This window comes from Kitasatospora sp. NPDC087271 (assembly GCF_044744605.1).
Lineage (GTDB): Bacteria > Actinomycetota > Actinomycetes > Streptomycetales > Streptomycetaceae > Kitasatospora.
Map to the genome: position 1 here is coordinate 122,980 of NZ_JBIUYQ010000007.1, position 14,617 is coordinate 137,596.

At 72.8% G+C, this 14,617-nt stretch carries 15 protein-coding genes; 13 read left to right on the forward strand and 2 right to left on the reverse strand.

Going from position 1 to position 14,617, the window contains the following annotated elements; translation table 11 throughout:
• Positions 1 to 181: 181 nt before the first annotated feature.
• A complete protein-coding gene (locus ACIO9K_RS14420; RefSeq protein ID WP_400329780.1) occupies positions 182 to 688 on the forward strand; it encodes an FBP domain-containing protein in 507 nt (168 codons plus the stop codon).
• Positions 689 to 720: 32 nt separating this feature from the next.
• Here ACIO9K_RS14420 and ACIO9K_RS14425 read toward each other — a convergent pair whose 3' ends face one another.
• Together ACIO9K_RS14425 and ACIO9K_RS14430 are read right to left on the reverse strand one after the other, a co-directional pair.
• Positions 721 to 1,095 (reverse strand): S4 domain-containing protein, encoded by a 375-nt coding sequence (locus ACIO9K_RS14425; protein ID WP_363583802.1) that lies wholly within the window; start codon positions 1,093 to 1,095, stop codon positions 721 to 723.
• Positions 1,096 to 1,158: 63 nt separating this feature from the next.
• The gene (locus ACIO9K_RS14430) at positions 1,159 to 1,584 is read right to left on the reverse strand and encodes a VOC family protein (protein WP_063346847.1); all 426 of its coding nucleotides are present in this window, start codon (positions 1,582 to 1,584) and stop codon (positions 1,159 to 1,161) included.
• Between the two features lie 82 nt (positions 1,585 to 1,666).
• On the opposite strand from ACIO9K_RS14430, the gene ACIO9K_RS14435 reads away from it, so the two are divergent.
• The 12 genes from ACIO9K_RS14435 to ACIO9K_RS14490 all read left to right on the forward strand — a co-directional run bounded on the left by ACIO9K_RS14435 (position 1,667) and on the right by ACIO9K_RS14490 (position 14,574).
• Complete coding sequence (locus tag ACIO9K_RS14435) at positions 1,667 to 2,869, forward strand: methyltransferase (RefSeq protein WP_363618192.1); 1,203 nt, start codon at positions 1,667 to 1,669, stop codon at positions 2,867 to 2,869.
• Positions 2,870 to 3,032: 163 nt separating this feature from the next.
• Entirely contained in the window at positions 3,033 to 4,061 is a 1,029-nt protein-coding gene (gene argC, locus ACIO9K_RS14440; protein WP_400329784.1) for an N-acetyl-gamma-glutamyl-phosphate reductase, read from the forward strand.
• Between the two features lie 14 nt (positions 4,062 to 4,075).
• Positions 4,076 to 5,230, forward strand: a complete 1,155-nt coding sequence (gene argJ, locus ACIO9K_RS14445; protein WP_363618494.1) for a bifunctional glutamate N-acetyltransferase/amino-acid acetyltransferase ArgJ — start codon at positions 4,076 to 4,078, stop codon at positions 5,228 to 5,230.
• 144 nt (positions 5,231 to 5,374) lie between these two features.
• Positions 5,375 to 6,250 carry an acetylglutamate kinase gene (gene argB, locus ACIO9K_RS14450; RefSeq protein WP_350878043.1) on the forward strand — a complete coding sequence of 292 codons (876 nt, stop codon included), beginning with the start codon at positions 5,375 to 5,377 and terminating at the stop codon, positions 6,248 to 6,250.
• Positions 6,247 to 7,452, forward strand: a complete 1,206-nt coding sequence (locus ACIO9K_RS14455) for an acetylornithine transaminase (protein WP_400329787.1) — start codon at positions 6,247 to 6,249, stop codon at positions 7,450 to 7,452. Before argB ends, ACIO9K_RS14455 begins: the two co-directional genes overlap by 4 nt.
• A gap of 23 nt (positions 7,453 to 7,475) precedes the next feature.
• Positions 7,476 to 8,024, forward strand: a complete 549-nt coding sequence (locus ACIO9K_RS14460; protein WP_063346843.1) for an arginine repressor — start codon at positions 7,476 to 7,478, stop codon at positions 8,022 to 8,024.
• 181 nt (positions 8,025 to 8,205) lie between these two features.
• Positions 8,206 to 9,399, forward strand: coding sequence for an argininosuccinate synthase (locus tag ACIO9K_RS14465; protein ID WP_363583794.1), 1,194 nt, complete (start codon positions 8,206 to 8,208; stop codon positions 9,397 to 9,399).
• A 43-nt stretch (positions 9,400 to 9,442) separates the two neighbouring features.
• The gene (gene argH / locus ACIO9K_RS14470; protein ID WP_363618200.1) at positions 9,443 to 10,879 is read left to right on the forward strand and encodes an argininosuccinate lyase; all 1,437 of its coding nucleotides are present in this window, start codon (positions 9,443 to 9,445) and stop codon (positions 10,877 to 10,879) included.
• Positions 10,880 to 10,986: 107 nt separating this feature from the next.
• Positions 10,987 to 11,244 carry a hypothetical protein gene (locus ACIO9K_RS14475; RefSeq protein WP_159398377.1) on the forward strand — a complete coding sequence of 86 codons (258 nt, stop codon included), beginning with the start codon at positions 10,987 to 10,989 and terminating at the stop codon, positions 11,242 to 11,244.
• A gap of 488 nt (positions 11,245 to 11,732) precedes the next feature.
• A complete protein-coding gene (locus ACIO9K_RS14480) occupies positions 11,733 to 12,236 on the forward strand; it encodes a GNAT family N-acetyltransferase (protein WP_363618202.1) in 504 nt (167 codons plus the stop codon).
• A gap of 578 nt (positions 12,237 to 12,814) precedes the next feature.
• A complete protein-coding gene (locus ACIO9K_RS14485; RefSeq protein WP_400329793.1) occupies positions 12,815 to 13,840 on the forward strand; it encodes a methionine ABC transporter ATP-binding protein in 1,026 nt (341 codons plus the stop codon).
• The gene (locus ACIO9K_RS14490; RefSeq protein WP_363372851.1) at positions 13,837 to 14,574 is read left to right on the forward strand and encodes a methionine ABC transporter permease; all 738 of its coding nucleotides are present in this window, start codon (positions 13,837 to 13,839) and stop codon (positions 14,572 to 14,574) included. The genes ACIO9K_RS14485 and ACIO9K_RS14490 overlap by 4 nt, the downstream gene beginning before the upstream one ends.
• The last annotated feature ends 43 nt before the right edge of the window (positions 14,575 to 14,617 follow it).

Below are 14,617 nucleotides of genomic sequence, written 5' to 3' on the forward strand. Positions count from 1 at the left end.
CGCCTCCCTCCTGCGCCGGGACCGGCCTCGCACACCACGAACACTAGGCTCAGCCACTGACAGCCCGTCACCCGCTCCGGTGCGCACCCTGGTGGGCGACGGACCGTCAGCGGACCGCTCCGGTGCGTACCGGGAGAAATTGGCACGACAGCGCGGGCGGGCCGGTGCTAGCTTCCGCGACATGGAACCCCTGAGCGAGAACGAGATCCGCGCGTCCTTCGTCAACTGCTCCAAGGGCGAGGCCCGTCGGCTCAACCTCCCTCGGGGCCTGGCGGAACTGCCCTGGGAGAACCTGGACTTCCTCGGCTGGCGGGACCAGGGCGCGCCCGACCGGGCCTACCTGGTGGCCTCGTACGGCGGCGAGCCGGTCGGCGTGACGCTGCGGGTGCCGACGGTCCGCCGCAGCCTCACCAAGACCAACGTCTGCTCGCTGTGCATCACCGCGCACGCGGGCTCCGGCGTCGCGCTGCTCGCCGCCCGCCGGGCCGGGGCGGCCGGGCGGGAGGGCAACACCGTCGGCACGTACATCTGCGCCGACCTCGCCTGCTCGCTGTACGTGCGCGGGCTGAAGAAGTCCGCCCTGGTGACCAGGCCCGACGAGTCGCTGCCGCTGGAGCGGCAGATCGACCGGACGGTGGGGAACCTGGACGCCTTCCTCGCCAAGGTGCTCGCCGACACCGCGCACTGAGCGGGACGCGCGGACACCGCGTTCCGGCGGGGTCAGTGCCCGCGCAGCTGGTCGAGGTCGCGCCGCTCCCGCTTGGTCGGGCGCCCGGCGCCCCGGTCCCGCTCGCCGGCCGTCGCGACGAGTTCGCGCGGCGGCCGCGGCGGGCTGTTGTCGACCAGGCAGTCCGCCGCCACCGTCGCGCCGACCCGCTTGCGGATGAGCTTCTGCACCACGACGACCCGCTCGTAGCCCTCCTCGCGGACCCGCACCTCGTCCCCGGGGCGCAGTGCCTGGGCCGGCTTGACCCGTTCGCCGTTCACCCGCACGTGCCCGGCCCGGCAGGCGGCGGCCGCCAGCGCCCGCGTCTTGGTGAGCCGGACCGACCAGATCCAGCTGTCCACCCGCACGCTTCCCTCGTGTTCAGCCATCCCTGGAGCCTACCCAAGCCGCCCGAACCGGCCCGAGCCCGGAACCCGAGCCGGCGGCGACCGCTACGCCGCCTCCGGCACCATCCGGGCCGCCTGCGGGGCCTCCTGGACCGCCCAGCCGTTGCCGTCCGGGTCGTTGAAGAACACGAAGGAGTTCCAGGCCTCGCCGTGCCCGTCCACCCGGCTGCCCGCCTCGAAGTGCTGGACCGGGCTGACCTCGACGCCCCGGGCCGCGAGTTCGGCGTGCGCCTTGTCGATGTTCGGTACGACCAACTGCAGTCCCTTCACGGATCCGGGCGGCGCCCCGATGACCCCGGTGCCCACCACGATGGAGCACGTGGAGCCCGGGGGAGTCAGCTGGACGACCCGGACCCCGTCGCGCAACCGGGTGTCGTGGTCGACCGTGAAGCCGACCAGCTCCTCGTAGAACAGCTTCGCGCGGTCCACGTCCGACACCGGGACCACCACGACTTCGAGCTTCCAGTCCATCGCCCTCACCCCTCTCGGCCGGGCTCTTCCAGTATCCGTCGAAACGGTTCCCCGTCGGGCCGTCGGATAGCCTGAGAACACGATGAATCCCGAGATCACGCCCGCCGCGGCGACCCAGTTCAGTACGCCGTGGGGCGCCTTCGACCTCACCCGCTTCCCGGAGGACCCGCGTGAGCGGCTGCGGGCCTGGGACGCGGCCGACGAGTACCTGCTGCGCCACCTCGCGGGCGAGGCGGACAGCGCCGCCGGCACCGCGACCGACCTGGCCGGCCGCCGGATCGTCGTCCTGGGCGACCGCTGGGGCGCGTTGACCACCGCGCTGGCCGCCCACGAGCCGGTGCAGATCGTCGACTCCCACCTCGGCCGGCAGGCCACCCTGGCCAACCTGGCGCGGGCCGGCGCCACCGTCGACCCGGCCCGGCTGCTGACCACCCGGGACGCCCCGCCGGAGCGGATCGACGTCCTGCTGGTGCGCGTCCCCAAGAGCCTGGCCCTGCTGGAGGACCAACTGCACCGGCTGGCCCCCGCCGTCCACCCGGGCACGGTGGTGGTCGGCGCCGGCATGGTCGCCGAGATCCACACCTCCACGCTCCAGCTCTTCGAGCGGATCCTCGGCCCGACCCGCACCTCGCTCGCCGCCCGCAAGGCCCGGCTGGTCTTCTGCACCCCGGATCCGGCGCTGGACCCCGGCCCCAGCCCGTGGCCGCACCGCTACGCGCTGCCGCCGGACGTCGGGGCGGTCTCCGGGCGCACGGTGGTCAACCACGCCGGCACGTTCTGCGCCGAGCGCCTCGACATCGGCACCCGCTTCTTCCTCGGCCACCTGCCGACCCCGGCGCCCGGGGCCCGGGTGGTCGACCTGGGCTGCGGCAACGGCGTGGTCGGCACGGCCGCCGCGCTGGCCGGGCCGGGTGCGGAGCTGGTGTTCGTCGACGAGTCCCATCAGGCGGTGGCCTCGGCGGAGGAGACCTTCCGCGCCAATCTGGGCCCGGACGCCCGGGCGGAGTTCCTGACCGCCGACGCGCTGGCGCCGGAGGTGGCGCCCCCGGGCTCGGTGGACCTCGTCCTGAACAATCCGCCGTTCCACTCGCACCAGGCCACCACGGACGCCACCGCCTGGCGGATGTTCACCGGTTCCCGGCGGGCGCTGCGCCCGGGCGGGGAGCTGTGGGTGGTCGGCAACCGCCATCTCGGCTACCACGTCAAGCTGCGGCGTCTCTTCGGGAACTGCCAGCTGGTGGCGGGCAACCCCAAGTTCGTGGTGCTGCGCGCGGTCAAGCGGTAGTCCGGCGTCGGCTCGGTCGGTGGCTGTTCGGCCCGCGGGCCGGTGGCGGCCCGGCCGGGTGGACGCAGGGCGGTTTTCGGGCGTTCTTCGGGGTCCTGACCGCAGCTTCTTGCATGGATGTTCCGTGCTGCGTATATTCATGCCACAACAAAGGAGGAACGCCATGGCATTGCGAGTCGCCGTCGCCGGCGCGAGCGGATACGCGGGCGGCGAGGTGCTGCGTCTGCTGCTCGGCCACCCGGAGGTGGAGATCGGGGCGCTGACCGGCGGCTCGAACGCGGGCACCCGGCTGGGCGCGCTCCAGCCGCACCTGATCCCGCTCGCCGACCGCGTCCTCGAACCCACCACCCCCGAGGTGCTGGCCGGCCATGACGTGGTCTTCCTGGCGCTGCCGCACGGCCAGTCCGCCACCGTCGCCGAGGCGCTCGGCGACGACGTCCTGGTGGTCGACTGCGGCGCCGACTTCCGGCTCCGCGCCGCCACCGACTGGGAGCAGTTCTACGGCTCCGCGCACGCCGGCACCTGGCCCTACGGCCTGCCCGAACTCCCCGGCCACCGGGCCGCGTTGAAGAGCAGCAACCGGATCGCCGTGCCCGGCTGCTACCCGACGGCCGTGTCCCTGGCGCTGTTCCCGGCGTACGCGGCCGGACTCGCCGAGCCGGAGGCCGTCGTGGTCGCCGCCTCCGGCACCTCCGGTGCGGGCAAGGCCGCCAAGACCCACCTGCTGGGCAGCGAGGTCATGGGCAACGTCAGCCCGTACGGCGTCGGCGGCGTGCACCGGCACACCCCGGAGATGGTGCAGAACCTCACCCCGGTCGCGGGCGAGCCCGTCACCGTCTCCTTCACGCCGACCCTCGTCCCGATGCCGCGCGGCATCCTCGCCACCTGCTCCGCCAAGGCGCGGCCCGGCGTGACCGCCGAGAGCCTGCGCGCCGCCTACGCCGGGGCGTTCGCGGACGAGCCGTTCGTCCACCTGCTGCCCGAGGGGCAGTGGCCGCAGACCAGCAGCGTCTACGGCGCCAACACCGCCCTCGTCCAGGTCGCGCTGGACGCCACCGCCGGGCGGATCATCGCGATCAGCGCGATCGACAACCTCGTGAAGGGCACCGCGGGCGGCGCGGTGCAGAGCATGAACATCGCCCTGGGCCTGCCCGAGGAGCTGGGCCTTCCCGTGAACGGAGTCGCACCGTGAGCAACAGTACGAACGTGGGCGTGACGGCCGCCAAGGGCTTCCGGGCCGCCGGCGTGACCGCCGGCATCAAGGCCTCCGGCACCCCCGACCTCGCCCTGGTGGTCAACGACGGCCCCGCGCTCGCCGCCGCCGGCGTCTTCACCGCCAACCGCGTCAAGGCCGCGCCGGTCGTCTGGTCCGAGCAGGTCCTCAAGGGCGGCCAGGTGTCCGCCGTGGTCCTCAACTCCGGCGGTGCCAACGCCTGCACCGGCCCGCTCGGCTTCCAGGACACCCACGCCACCGCGGAGAAGGTCGCCGAGGAGCTGGAGCTCAACGCCGGCGAGGTCGCCGTCGCCTCCACCGGCCTGATCGGCGAGCGCCTCCCGATGGACGTCCTGCTGCCCGGCGTCGCGCTGGCCGCCCGGGAGCTGAGCGCGACCGGCGGCGAGGCCGCCGCGATCGCCATCAAGACCACCGACACCGTGCACAAGACCGCCCAGGTCACCAGCCCGGCGGGCTGGACGGTCGGCGGCATGGCCAAGGGCGCGGGCATGCTCGCCCCGAGCCTGGCCACCATGCTGGTCGTGATCACCACCGACGCCGACCTGGACGCCGCCGCCCTGGACACCGCGCTGCGCGGCGCCACCCGCACCACCTTCGACCGGATCGACTCCGACGGCTGCATGTCCACCAACGACACCGTGCTGCTGCTGGCCTCGGCCGCCTCCGGCGTCGTCCCGGACGAGGCCGAGTTCGCCGAGGCGGTCCGCACCGTCAGCGCCGAGCTGGCCCGCCGGCTGATCGCCGACGCCGAGGGCGCCAGCAAGGACATCCGGATCGACGTCACCGGCGCCGCCACCGAGCAGGAGGCCGTCGACGTCGCCCGGACGATCAGCCGCAACAACCTGCTCAAGTGCGCCATCCACGGCGAGGACCCCAACTGGGGCCGGGTGCTGGCCGCGATCGGCACCACCGACGCCACCTTCGACCCGGACCGGCTGGACGTGGCCATCAACGGCGTCTGGGTCTGCAAGGACGGCAGCGTCGGCGAGGACCGCACCCTGGTGGACATGGCCGGCCGCGAGGTCGTCATCACCGCGAACCTCAACGCCGGTACGGAGAGCGCCTCGTTGTGGACCAACGACCTCACCGCCGACTACGTCCACGAGAACAGCGCCTACTCGACCTGATGCCCGACAGGTGACGCGCGCCACCCGATGCGCGCCACCTGATCCGCGACACCCGATGCGCGACACCCGTTCGGACGAGGGACACCCGTGAAGATCGCACCCAAGGGCGAACAGGCCCGCAACAACACCGCGTTGCCCAAGGCGATGACGCTGATCGAGGCGCTGCCGTGGCTGGAGCGCTTCCACGGCAAGACCGTCGTGATCAAGTTCGGCGGCAACGCCATGGTGGACGAGAGCCTCAAGTCGGCCTTCGCCCAGGACGTCGTCTTCCTCCGCTACGCCGGCCTGCACCCCGTCGTGGTGCACGGCGGCGGCCCGCAGATCAGCGCCCAGCTGGACCGCCTCGGCCTGGAGTCCAGCTTCACCAACGGCCTGCGGGTCACCACCCCCGAGACCATGGACGTGGTCCGGATGGTGCTGGCCGGCCAGGTGCAGCGCGAACTCGTCGGCCTGCTCAACGAGCACGGCCCGTTCGCGGTCGGCATGACCGGCGAGGACGCGCACACCATGACGGCGGTCAAGCGGTACGCGGTGGTGGACGGCGAGCAGGTCGACATCGGCCTGGTCGGCGACATCGTCAACATCGAGGCCGGCGCGGTGAAGGCGCTGATCGCCGACGGCCGGATCCCGGTCATCTCCTCGATCGCGCGCGGCGCCGACGGCCACGTCTACAACATCAACGCCGACACCGCCGCGGCCGCCCTCGCGGTCTCGCTGGGCGCCGAGATGCTGGTGGTCCTGACCGACGTCGAGGGCCTCTACGCGGACTGGCCGAACTCCGACGACGTGATCAGCCAACTCGCCGCGAGCGAGCTGGAGGAGCTGCTGCCGAGCCTGGCCAGCGGCATGCTCCCCAAGATGGAGGGCTGCCTGCGCGCCGTCCGCTCCGGGGTGGGCACCGCCCGCGTCCTGGACGGCCGGGTGCAGCACAGCCTGCTGCTGGAGATCTTCACCGACGAGGGCATCGGCACGATGGTCGTGCCGGACGACGAACAGACCGTGACCGGGGGACTGGCATGACCGCGAACGAGCAACTGACCGGCCGGTGGCAGCACACCTTCACCGACAACTACGGCACCCCGCGGATCGCGCTGGTGCGCGGTGCGGGCGCCAAGCTCTGGGACGCCGACGGCAAGGAGTACACCGACCTGCTCGGCGGCATCGCCGTCAACGCGCTCGGCACCGCCCACCCGGCGGTCGTCGAGGCGGTCAGCCGGCAGATCGCCACCCTGGGCCACGTCTCCAACCTCTTCATGGCCGAGCCGACCATCGCCCTCGCCGAGCGGCTGCTGCGGCTGGACGGCCGGGAGGGCGGCCGGGTGTTCTTCTGCAACTCCGGCGCCGAGGCCAACGAGGCCGCGTTCAAGATCAGCCGCCGGACCGGCCGCACCCACCTGGTCGCCCTCCAGGGCGCCTTCCACGGCCGGACGATGGGCGCCCTCGCGCTCACCGGCCAGCCGGCCAAGCAGGAGCCGTTCCGCCCGCTGCCCGGCGACGTCACGCACGTCCCGTTCGGCGACGTCGAGGCGCTGCGCGCGGCCGTCACCACCGAGACCGCGGCGGTCTTCCTGGAGCCGATCCAGGGCGAGAACGGCGCCATCCCGCTGCCCGAGGGCTACCTGAGGGCGGCCCGCGAGATCACCCGGGCCACGGGCACCCTGCTGGTCCTGGACGAGATCCAGACCGGCGTCGGCCGCACCGGGTACTGGTACGCCCACCAGGCCGTCGAGGGCGTCGAGCCGGACGTCGTCACCCTCGCCAAGGCGCTCGGCGGCGGGCTGCCGATGGGCGCGGTGCTGGCCTTCGGCGAGGCCGCCGAACTGCTCACCCCGGGCCAGCACGGCACCACCTTCGGCGGCAACCCGGTGGCCGCGGCGGCCGGGCTCGCGGTGCTGGACACCATCGAGTCCGAGGGCCTGCTGGAGCACGCCCGCAAGCTGGGCGAGCGGCTGCGCCAGGGCGTCGAGGCGATCGGCGACCCGCTGGTCTCGCACGTGCGCGGCGCCGGACTGCTGCTCGGCATCGTGCTCACCGAGCCGGTGTCGGCACGGGTGCAGGCCGCCGCGCAGGAGGCGGGCTTCCTGGTCAACGCGGCCGTCCCGGGCGCCGTCCGGCTGGCCCCGCCGCTGGTACTGACCGAGCAGGAGGCGGACGCCTTCCTCGCCGCTCTGCCGGGCGTCCTGCGGGCGGTGCGCGAGAGCGCCCCGGCCGATGCGAGCTGACCGTTGTCCGGGAGAATAACCACATGACCGTTTCCCACTCCGGCCCGTCCGCCGCAGGCCCGTCGCCGCAGGTGCCGCAGACCCGCACCGCGCGGCACCGGCGGATCGTGGACCTGCTCACCCGCCAGCCCGTGCGCTCGCAGAGCCAGCTCGCCAAGCTGCTCGCCGACGACGGACTCGTGGTCACCCAGGCGACGCTCTCCCGGGACCTGGACGAGCTGGGCGCGGTCAAGATCCGCAACCGGGACGGCGCGCTGATCTACGCCGTCCCGGCGGAGGGCGGCGACCGCACGCCGCGCGCGCCGATGGGGGAGTCGGCCAGCGAGGGCCGGATGGCCCGGCTGGCCGGCGAGCTGATGGTCTCCGCGACGGCCTCCGGCAACCTGGTGGTGCTGCGCACCCCTCCGGGGGCCGCGCAGTTCCTCGCCTCGGCGATCGACCAGGCGGAGGTGTTCGAGATCATCGGCACCATCGCCGGCGACGACACCGTCCTGCTGATCAGCCGGGACCCGGCGGGCGGCCAGGCGCTCGCCGACCACCTCATGCAACTCGCCCAGGCGAAGGCCCAGTAGCGCGCGACGACGCGGGACCCCGAGGCGCCACGACGCGCAACGACGCGCCACGACACGAAACCCCGACCGGTGGAGACTTCCCCGGCCGGGGTTTTGTGTTTCATACGGACTAGTGCATACTTATGCCTGTCGCCGTAAACCTGTACGGAAACCCTGTACGTAGAGCTGTAAGGAGAAAGCCGTGGCCGAGCGCGTCGTACTCGCCTACTCGGGCGGACTGGACACCTCCGTCTGCATCGGCTGGATCGCCGAGGAGACGGGCGCCGAGGTCATCGCCGTCGCCGTCGACGTCGGCCAGGGCGGCGAGGACCTGGAGGCGATCCGCCAGCGCGCGCTGGACTGCGGCGCCGTCGAGGCCGAGGTCGCGGACGCCCGCGACGAGTTCGCCGACGAGTACTGCCTCCCGGCGATCAAGGCCAACGCGCTCTACCAGGGCCAGTACCCGCTGGTCTCCGCGCTGTCCCGGCCGGTCATCGTCAAGCACCTGGCCGCCGCAGCCCGCAAGCACGGCGCCACCACCGTCGCGCACGGCTGCACCGGCAAGGGCAACGACCAGGTCCGGTTCGAGGTCGGCATCAACTCCCTGGCCCCCGGCCTGAAGTGCATCGCCCCGGTGCGCGACTACGCGATGACCCGGGACAAGGCGATCGCCTTCGCCGAGGCCAAGGGCCTGCCGATCGCCACCACCAAGAAGTCCCCGTACTCGATCGACCAGAACGTCTTCGGCCGGGCCGTCGAGACCGGCTTCCTGGAGGACATCTGGAACGCCCCGATCGAGGACGTCTACGACTACACCCAGGACCCGGCCGCCCCGCGCGAGGCCGACGAGGTGGTCATCACCTTCGACGCCGGCGTCCCGGTGGCCGTCGACGGCCGCAAGGTCACCGTCCTCCAGGCCATCGAGGAGCTCAACAAGCGGGCCGGCGCCCAGGGCGTCGGCCGGCTGGACATGGTCGAGGACCGGCTGGTCGGCATCAAGTCCCGGGAGATCTACGAGGCCCCCGGCGCGATCGCCCTGATCACCGCGCACCAGGCCCTGGAGAACGTCACCGTCGAGCGCGAACTCGCCCGCTACAAGCGGCAGGTGGAGCAGCGCTGGGCCGAACTCGTCTACGACGGCCTCTGGTTCTCCCCGCTCAAGCGCGCGCTGGACGGCTTCGTGAACGAGGCCAACCAGCACGTCTCCGGCGAGATCCGGATGGTCCTGCACGGCGGCCGGGCGGTGGTCAACGGCCGTAGGTCCGACCAGTCGCTGTACGACTTCAACCTCGCCACCTACGACACCGGCGACACCTTCGACCAGTCGATGTCCAAGGGCTTCATCGAGATCTTCGGGATGTCCTCGAAGCTCGCCGCCCGCCGCGACCTCGCCTGATCCCCTCCCGTCCCCACCCCCTTCCCCGTCAGGAGCCCACGCGATGTCCGCCGACCAGCACGCAGACCAGACCGCCGACGTCCGCCTCTGGGGCGCGCGCTTCGCCGACGGCCCGTCCGAGGCGCTGGCCAGGCTCTCCGCCTCGGTCCACTTCGACTGGCGCCTCGCGCCGTACGACATCGCCGGCTCCAAGGCCCACGCCCGGGTCCTGCACAAGGCCGGCCTGCTCTCCGACGACGAGCTCGCCGCGATGCTGGCCGGCCTCGACCAGCTGCTCGCCGACGTCCAGGCGGGCACCTTCACCGGGACCGTCGCCGACGAGGACGTGCACACCGCCCTGGAGCGCGGCCTGCTGGAACGCCTCGGCGCCGACCTCGGCGGGAAGCTGCGGGCCGGGCGCTCGCGCAACGACCAGATCGCCACCCTGTTCCGGATGTACCTGCGGGACCACGCCAGGACCATCGGCGCCCTGGTGCTCGACCTCCAGCACGCCCTGGTCGGCCTCGCCGAGGCGCACCCGGACACCGCGATGCCGGGCCGCACCCACCTCCAGCACGCCCAGCCCGTCCTCTTCGCCCACCACGTCCTCGCGCACGTGCAGGCCCTCGGCCGGGACGCCGAGCGGCTGCGCCAGTGGGACGCCCGCACCGCCGTCTCCCCGTACGGCTCCGGGGCGCTGGCCGGCTCCTCGCTCGGCCTCGACCCGCAGGCCGTCGCCGCCGACCTCGGCTTCGAGGGCGGCTCGGTCGGCAACTCCATCGACGGCACGGCCTCGCGCGACTTCGTCGCCGAGTTCGCGTTCGTGACCGCGATGATCGGCATCAACCTCTCCCGGATCGCGGAGGAGGTGATCATCTGGAACACCAAGGAGTTCGGCTTCATCACGCTGCACGACGCCTTCTCCACCGGTTCCTCGATCATGCCGCAGAAGAAGAACCCGGACATCGCCGAGCTCGCCCGGGGCAAGTCCGGCCGGCTGATCGGCAACCTGACCGGCCTGCTGGCCACCCTCAAGGCCCTGCCGCTTGCCTACAACCGGGACCTCCAGGAGGACAAGGAGCCGGTGTTCGACTCCTGCGACACGCTGGAGGTGCTGCTGCCCGCGTTCACCGGGATGATGGCCACCCTCACCGTGCACCGGGAGCGGCTGGAGGAGCTGGCCCCGGCCGGCTTCTCGCTCGCCACCGACATCGCCGAGTGGCTGGTCAAGCAGGGCGTGCCGTTCCGGGTCGCGCACGAGGTGGCCGGCGCCTGCGTCAAGGTCTGCGAGGCCGAGGGCATCGAGCTGTCCGACCTGACGGACGAGCAGTTCGCGGCGATCTCGGTGCACCTGACGCCCGAGGTGCGGTCGGTGCTCAGCGTGCACGGCGCCATCGCCTCCCGCAACGGGCGCGGCGGCACCGCGCCGTCGGCGGTGGCGGTCCAGCTCGCCGAGGTGAAGGCGGACCTGGCGCGGCAGCAGGAGTGGATCCAGGGCTGACCACCGGTCTGCGGGGGAGGGGCGTGACGGTCCGACCGTCGCGCCCCTCCGGCGTCCGCACCCCCGGTCGGGCGTAACCCGGCCCGCCTCGGCCCGTCATGCACGGTGTGTGCACAACCCTTCCGCCCGTCCCCTCCGCCGAGGACGTCTTCCTCGCCGAACGCCGCCGCCGCGTGGTCCGCGAGACCGTGGCCGGCCTGCCGGGCCGCTGCCCCGAGCTGGTCGCCGCCCTCGCCGAGGATCCGCCGCCGACCTACCGGGAGCTCTCCGAACGTCTCGGCATGCCGCGCGGCTCGATCGGGCCCACCCGCTCCCGCTGCCTCGCCTGCCTGCGGATCCTCCTCCACGCCGAGCGGTACCCGTGAGGGGTACCCGCGAGCGGCCGGTGACGCTCCGCACGCAGATCACCCCGGAGGCGGCTCCGCCCGAGTGACGTTCCGCCCGCCCGCCCGCCGCCCTCGGCCGCGGCCGTCGGCCGCCGCCCCCCGCGTGACCCTCGCCACGTCGAGCCGTCGCCGCCCCCGGCCACGCCCCGCGCGCGGCGCCCGCCACCGGCCCCACCGCCCGCCCCGCCCCCGCGTGACCCTCGCCACGTCGAACGCCCCGAAGGTTGAGAGCAGCTGACACACGGGTAGAGCGCTGGCGAACGTAGCTCTTGACGGTGCCGCGATCACTCGGATACTGAGCGTGAGCGCGTCGCCGTCGACCCGGTCACTTCCGGGCCGCGCGGCTGGTACGTTCGTGCGCCACCCCCGGTCAGGGCAGATCCCCGGCCGGGACATCTCCGGCAGGGCATCCGGTGCGTCACCCTCACGTTTGCGCGCCGGGCACGACGATGGGGAGGCCCCAGCACATGGGCATGAGCGTGATCATCTCGGCGGCGGACGCCGAGGACGCGGAGCAGATCCTCAAGCTCCAGTACCTCGGCTACCAGCCCGAGGCGGAGCTGTACGGCGACTGGGCGATCGAGCCCCTGACGCAGAGCCTGGAGAGCCTGCGCGCCGAACTGTCCGGGCAGTACGTCCTGGTAGCCCGGTTGGGCGACGAGGTGGTCGGCACCATCCGAGGTCACGTCGACGCCGAGGGCGTCGGCCGGATAGGGCGCCTGGTCGTCCACCCGAGGATGCAGCGGCACGGCCTGGGCGGCCGGCTGCTGGACGCGCTGGAGCGCCGCCTCGCCGAGGACGGCCGTCCGGTGACCTCCTACCGCCTGTTCACCGGCCACCGCAGCCTCGGCAACCTGCGGCTGTACACCCGCCTGGGCTACCGGCAGTCCGCGGTCGAGCAGGTCACCGACCGGCTCAGCCTGGTACACCTGGAGAAGCCCGTCGTGGTGTCGCTCGCCGCGACCGCCTGAGCCCTCCGCCCGTTCCGGCCCGCACGGCGCCGCCACCATCCGGACACTCCGGTGGCGGCGCCGAGCTACATCGTCGCTGGTGGCGGCGTCGGGTGTCCGCATTGCGGACATCACATCCAAGTAATTGGGTCCAAATCGACCCATCTGATTTACTGGCTCACATGACTGCGACGACGAAATGGACCCCCACCGGCACCCTGCCGGCAGGTGAGCGCGCCATGTGCCGTCGAATGTGTCACCGCTGAGGGCCACCGCCCCCGGCACCCGGTTGAGGGTGCCCCCACCTCGCGCCCCGAAGCGAGACCCGGCGTCGTTCCCGTCCGTGCGAGCGCGCCCAGCCTGCCACACCCCTTCTCCCGCCTGCCCACCCATGGGCGGGTGGTCGTCCACGACGACTCGTGCCCGTGACTCGTGCCCGATGACTCGTAAGGGCCACGCCGTCGCGCGGCCCGGCCGCTCAGCGGCCACGATCAAGAGGTGGCAGGTCCGGATCCCCCTGGCGAAGCGCCGTGCACGTCGCCGACCGCACCCCGGTCGGGCGGCCGCCCGCCGCCCGCCCCCGACCCACGGAAGCAGCTGTGATCACCACCACGGACCTCACGAAGGTCTACCGCTCCCGAGGCCGCGAGGTGAGCGCCCTCGCCGGCGTCGACCTGCACGTCCGCCCTGGCGAGGTCTACGGAGTCGTCGGTACCAGCGGCGCCGGCAAGTCCACGCTCATCCGCTGCGTGAACATGCTGGAGCGTCCGACCTCCGGCACCGTCACGGTGGACGGGGTCGAGCTGACCGCGCTGTCCGGAGGCGAGAACCGGGCCGGCCGGGAGCTGCGGGAGGCGCGGCGCCGGATCGGCATGGTCTTCCAGCACTTCAACCTGCTCTCCTCGCGGACCGTCCAGCAGAACGTCGAGCTCCCGCTGGAGATCATCGGGCTGGACCGCACCCAGCGCCGCCGCAAGGCCACCGAACTGCTCGACCTGGTCGGCCTCGGTGACAAGGCCCGCAGCTACCCCAACCAGCTCTCCGGCGGCCAGAAGCAGCGCGTCGGCATCGCCCGGGCCCTGGCCGGCGACCCCAAGGTGCTGCTCTCCGACGAGGCCACCTCGGCGCTCGACCCGGAGACCACCCGTTCGATCCTCAAGCTGCTGCGCGACCTCAACCAGCAGCTCGGCCTCACCGTCCTGCTGATCACCCACGAGATGGACGTCATCAAGTCCGTCTGCGACTCCGCGGCCCTGATGCGCGGCGGCCGGGTGGTCGAGTCCGGCAGGCTGACCGACCTGCTGGCCGAGCCCGGCTCCGAGCTGGCCCGCGAGCTGTTCCCGCTCAGCGAGTTCGGCACCGGCCACCCCGGCTCGACCGTGCTGGAGATCACCTTCCAGGGCGACTCCTCGGCCCAGCCCTTCGTCTCCCAGCTGGCCCGCACCTACCAGATCGACATCAACATCCTCGGCGCCGCGGTGGAGACCATCGCCGGCCGGATGGTCGGCCGGATGCGGGTCGAGCTCTCCGGCGGCCACCAGGACAACGTGGTGCCGATCGGCTACCTGCGCGAGCAGGGCCTACAGGTGGACGTACTGGGCGCGGCGGACGGAGCGGTGGCATGACCTGGGACCAGATGTGGGCCCTGATGGGGCCCGCCACGCAGGAGACCTTCCAGATGGTCGGCGTCTCCACGGCCGTCACCGTGCTGCTCGGCCTGCCGCTGGGCATCCTGCTGGTGCTGACCGACAAGGGCGGGCTGCTGGCCAACCGGGCCGTCAACAAGTCGATCGCCTTCGTGGTGAACATCGCCCGCTCGGTGCCGTTCATCATCCTGATGATCGCGCTGATCTCCTTCACCCGCTGGCTGGTCGGCACCTCCATCGGCTGGCAGGCGGCGACCGTGCCGCTGACCATCGGCGCCATCCCGTTCTTCGCCCGTCTGGTCGAGACCTCCGTCCGCGAGGTCGACCGCGGCCTGGTCGAGGCCGTCCAGGCGATGGGCGGCAGCACCTGGACGATCGTCCGCAAGACGCTGCTCCCGGAGGCGCTGCCCGGCATCGCCGCCTCGGTGACCACCACGATCATCACGCTGATCAGCTACTCCGCGATGGCCGGCACGGTCGGCGGCGGCGGCCTCGGCACGCTCGCCGTCAACTACGGCTACCAGCGCTTCGAGACGGCCTTCATGTGGGTCATCGTGGCCGAGCTGGTGATCCTCGTCACCGCCGTCCAGCTGATCGGCGACTTCGCCGTCCGGCGCCTCGCCAACCGCGGCGGCACCGGCGGCCGGACCCGCCTGCTGGGCCGCACCCCGGCCGGGCCGGCCGCCCCCGACGAGGACCTCGTCGCCCCCTAGACCTCCCGGGTCCGACACCGGACCACGGCTCCCCGTATCACGC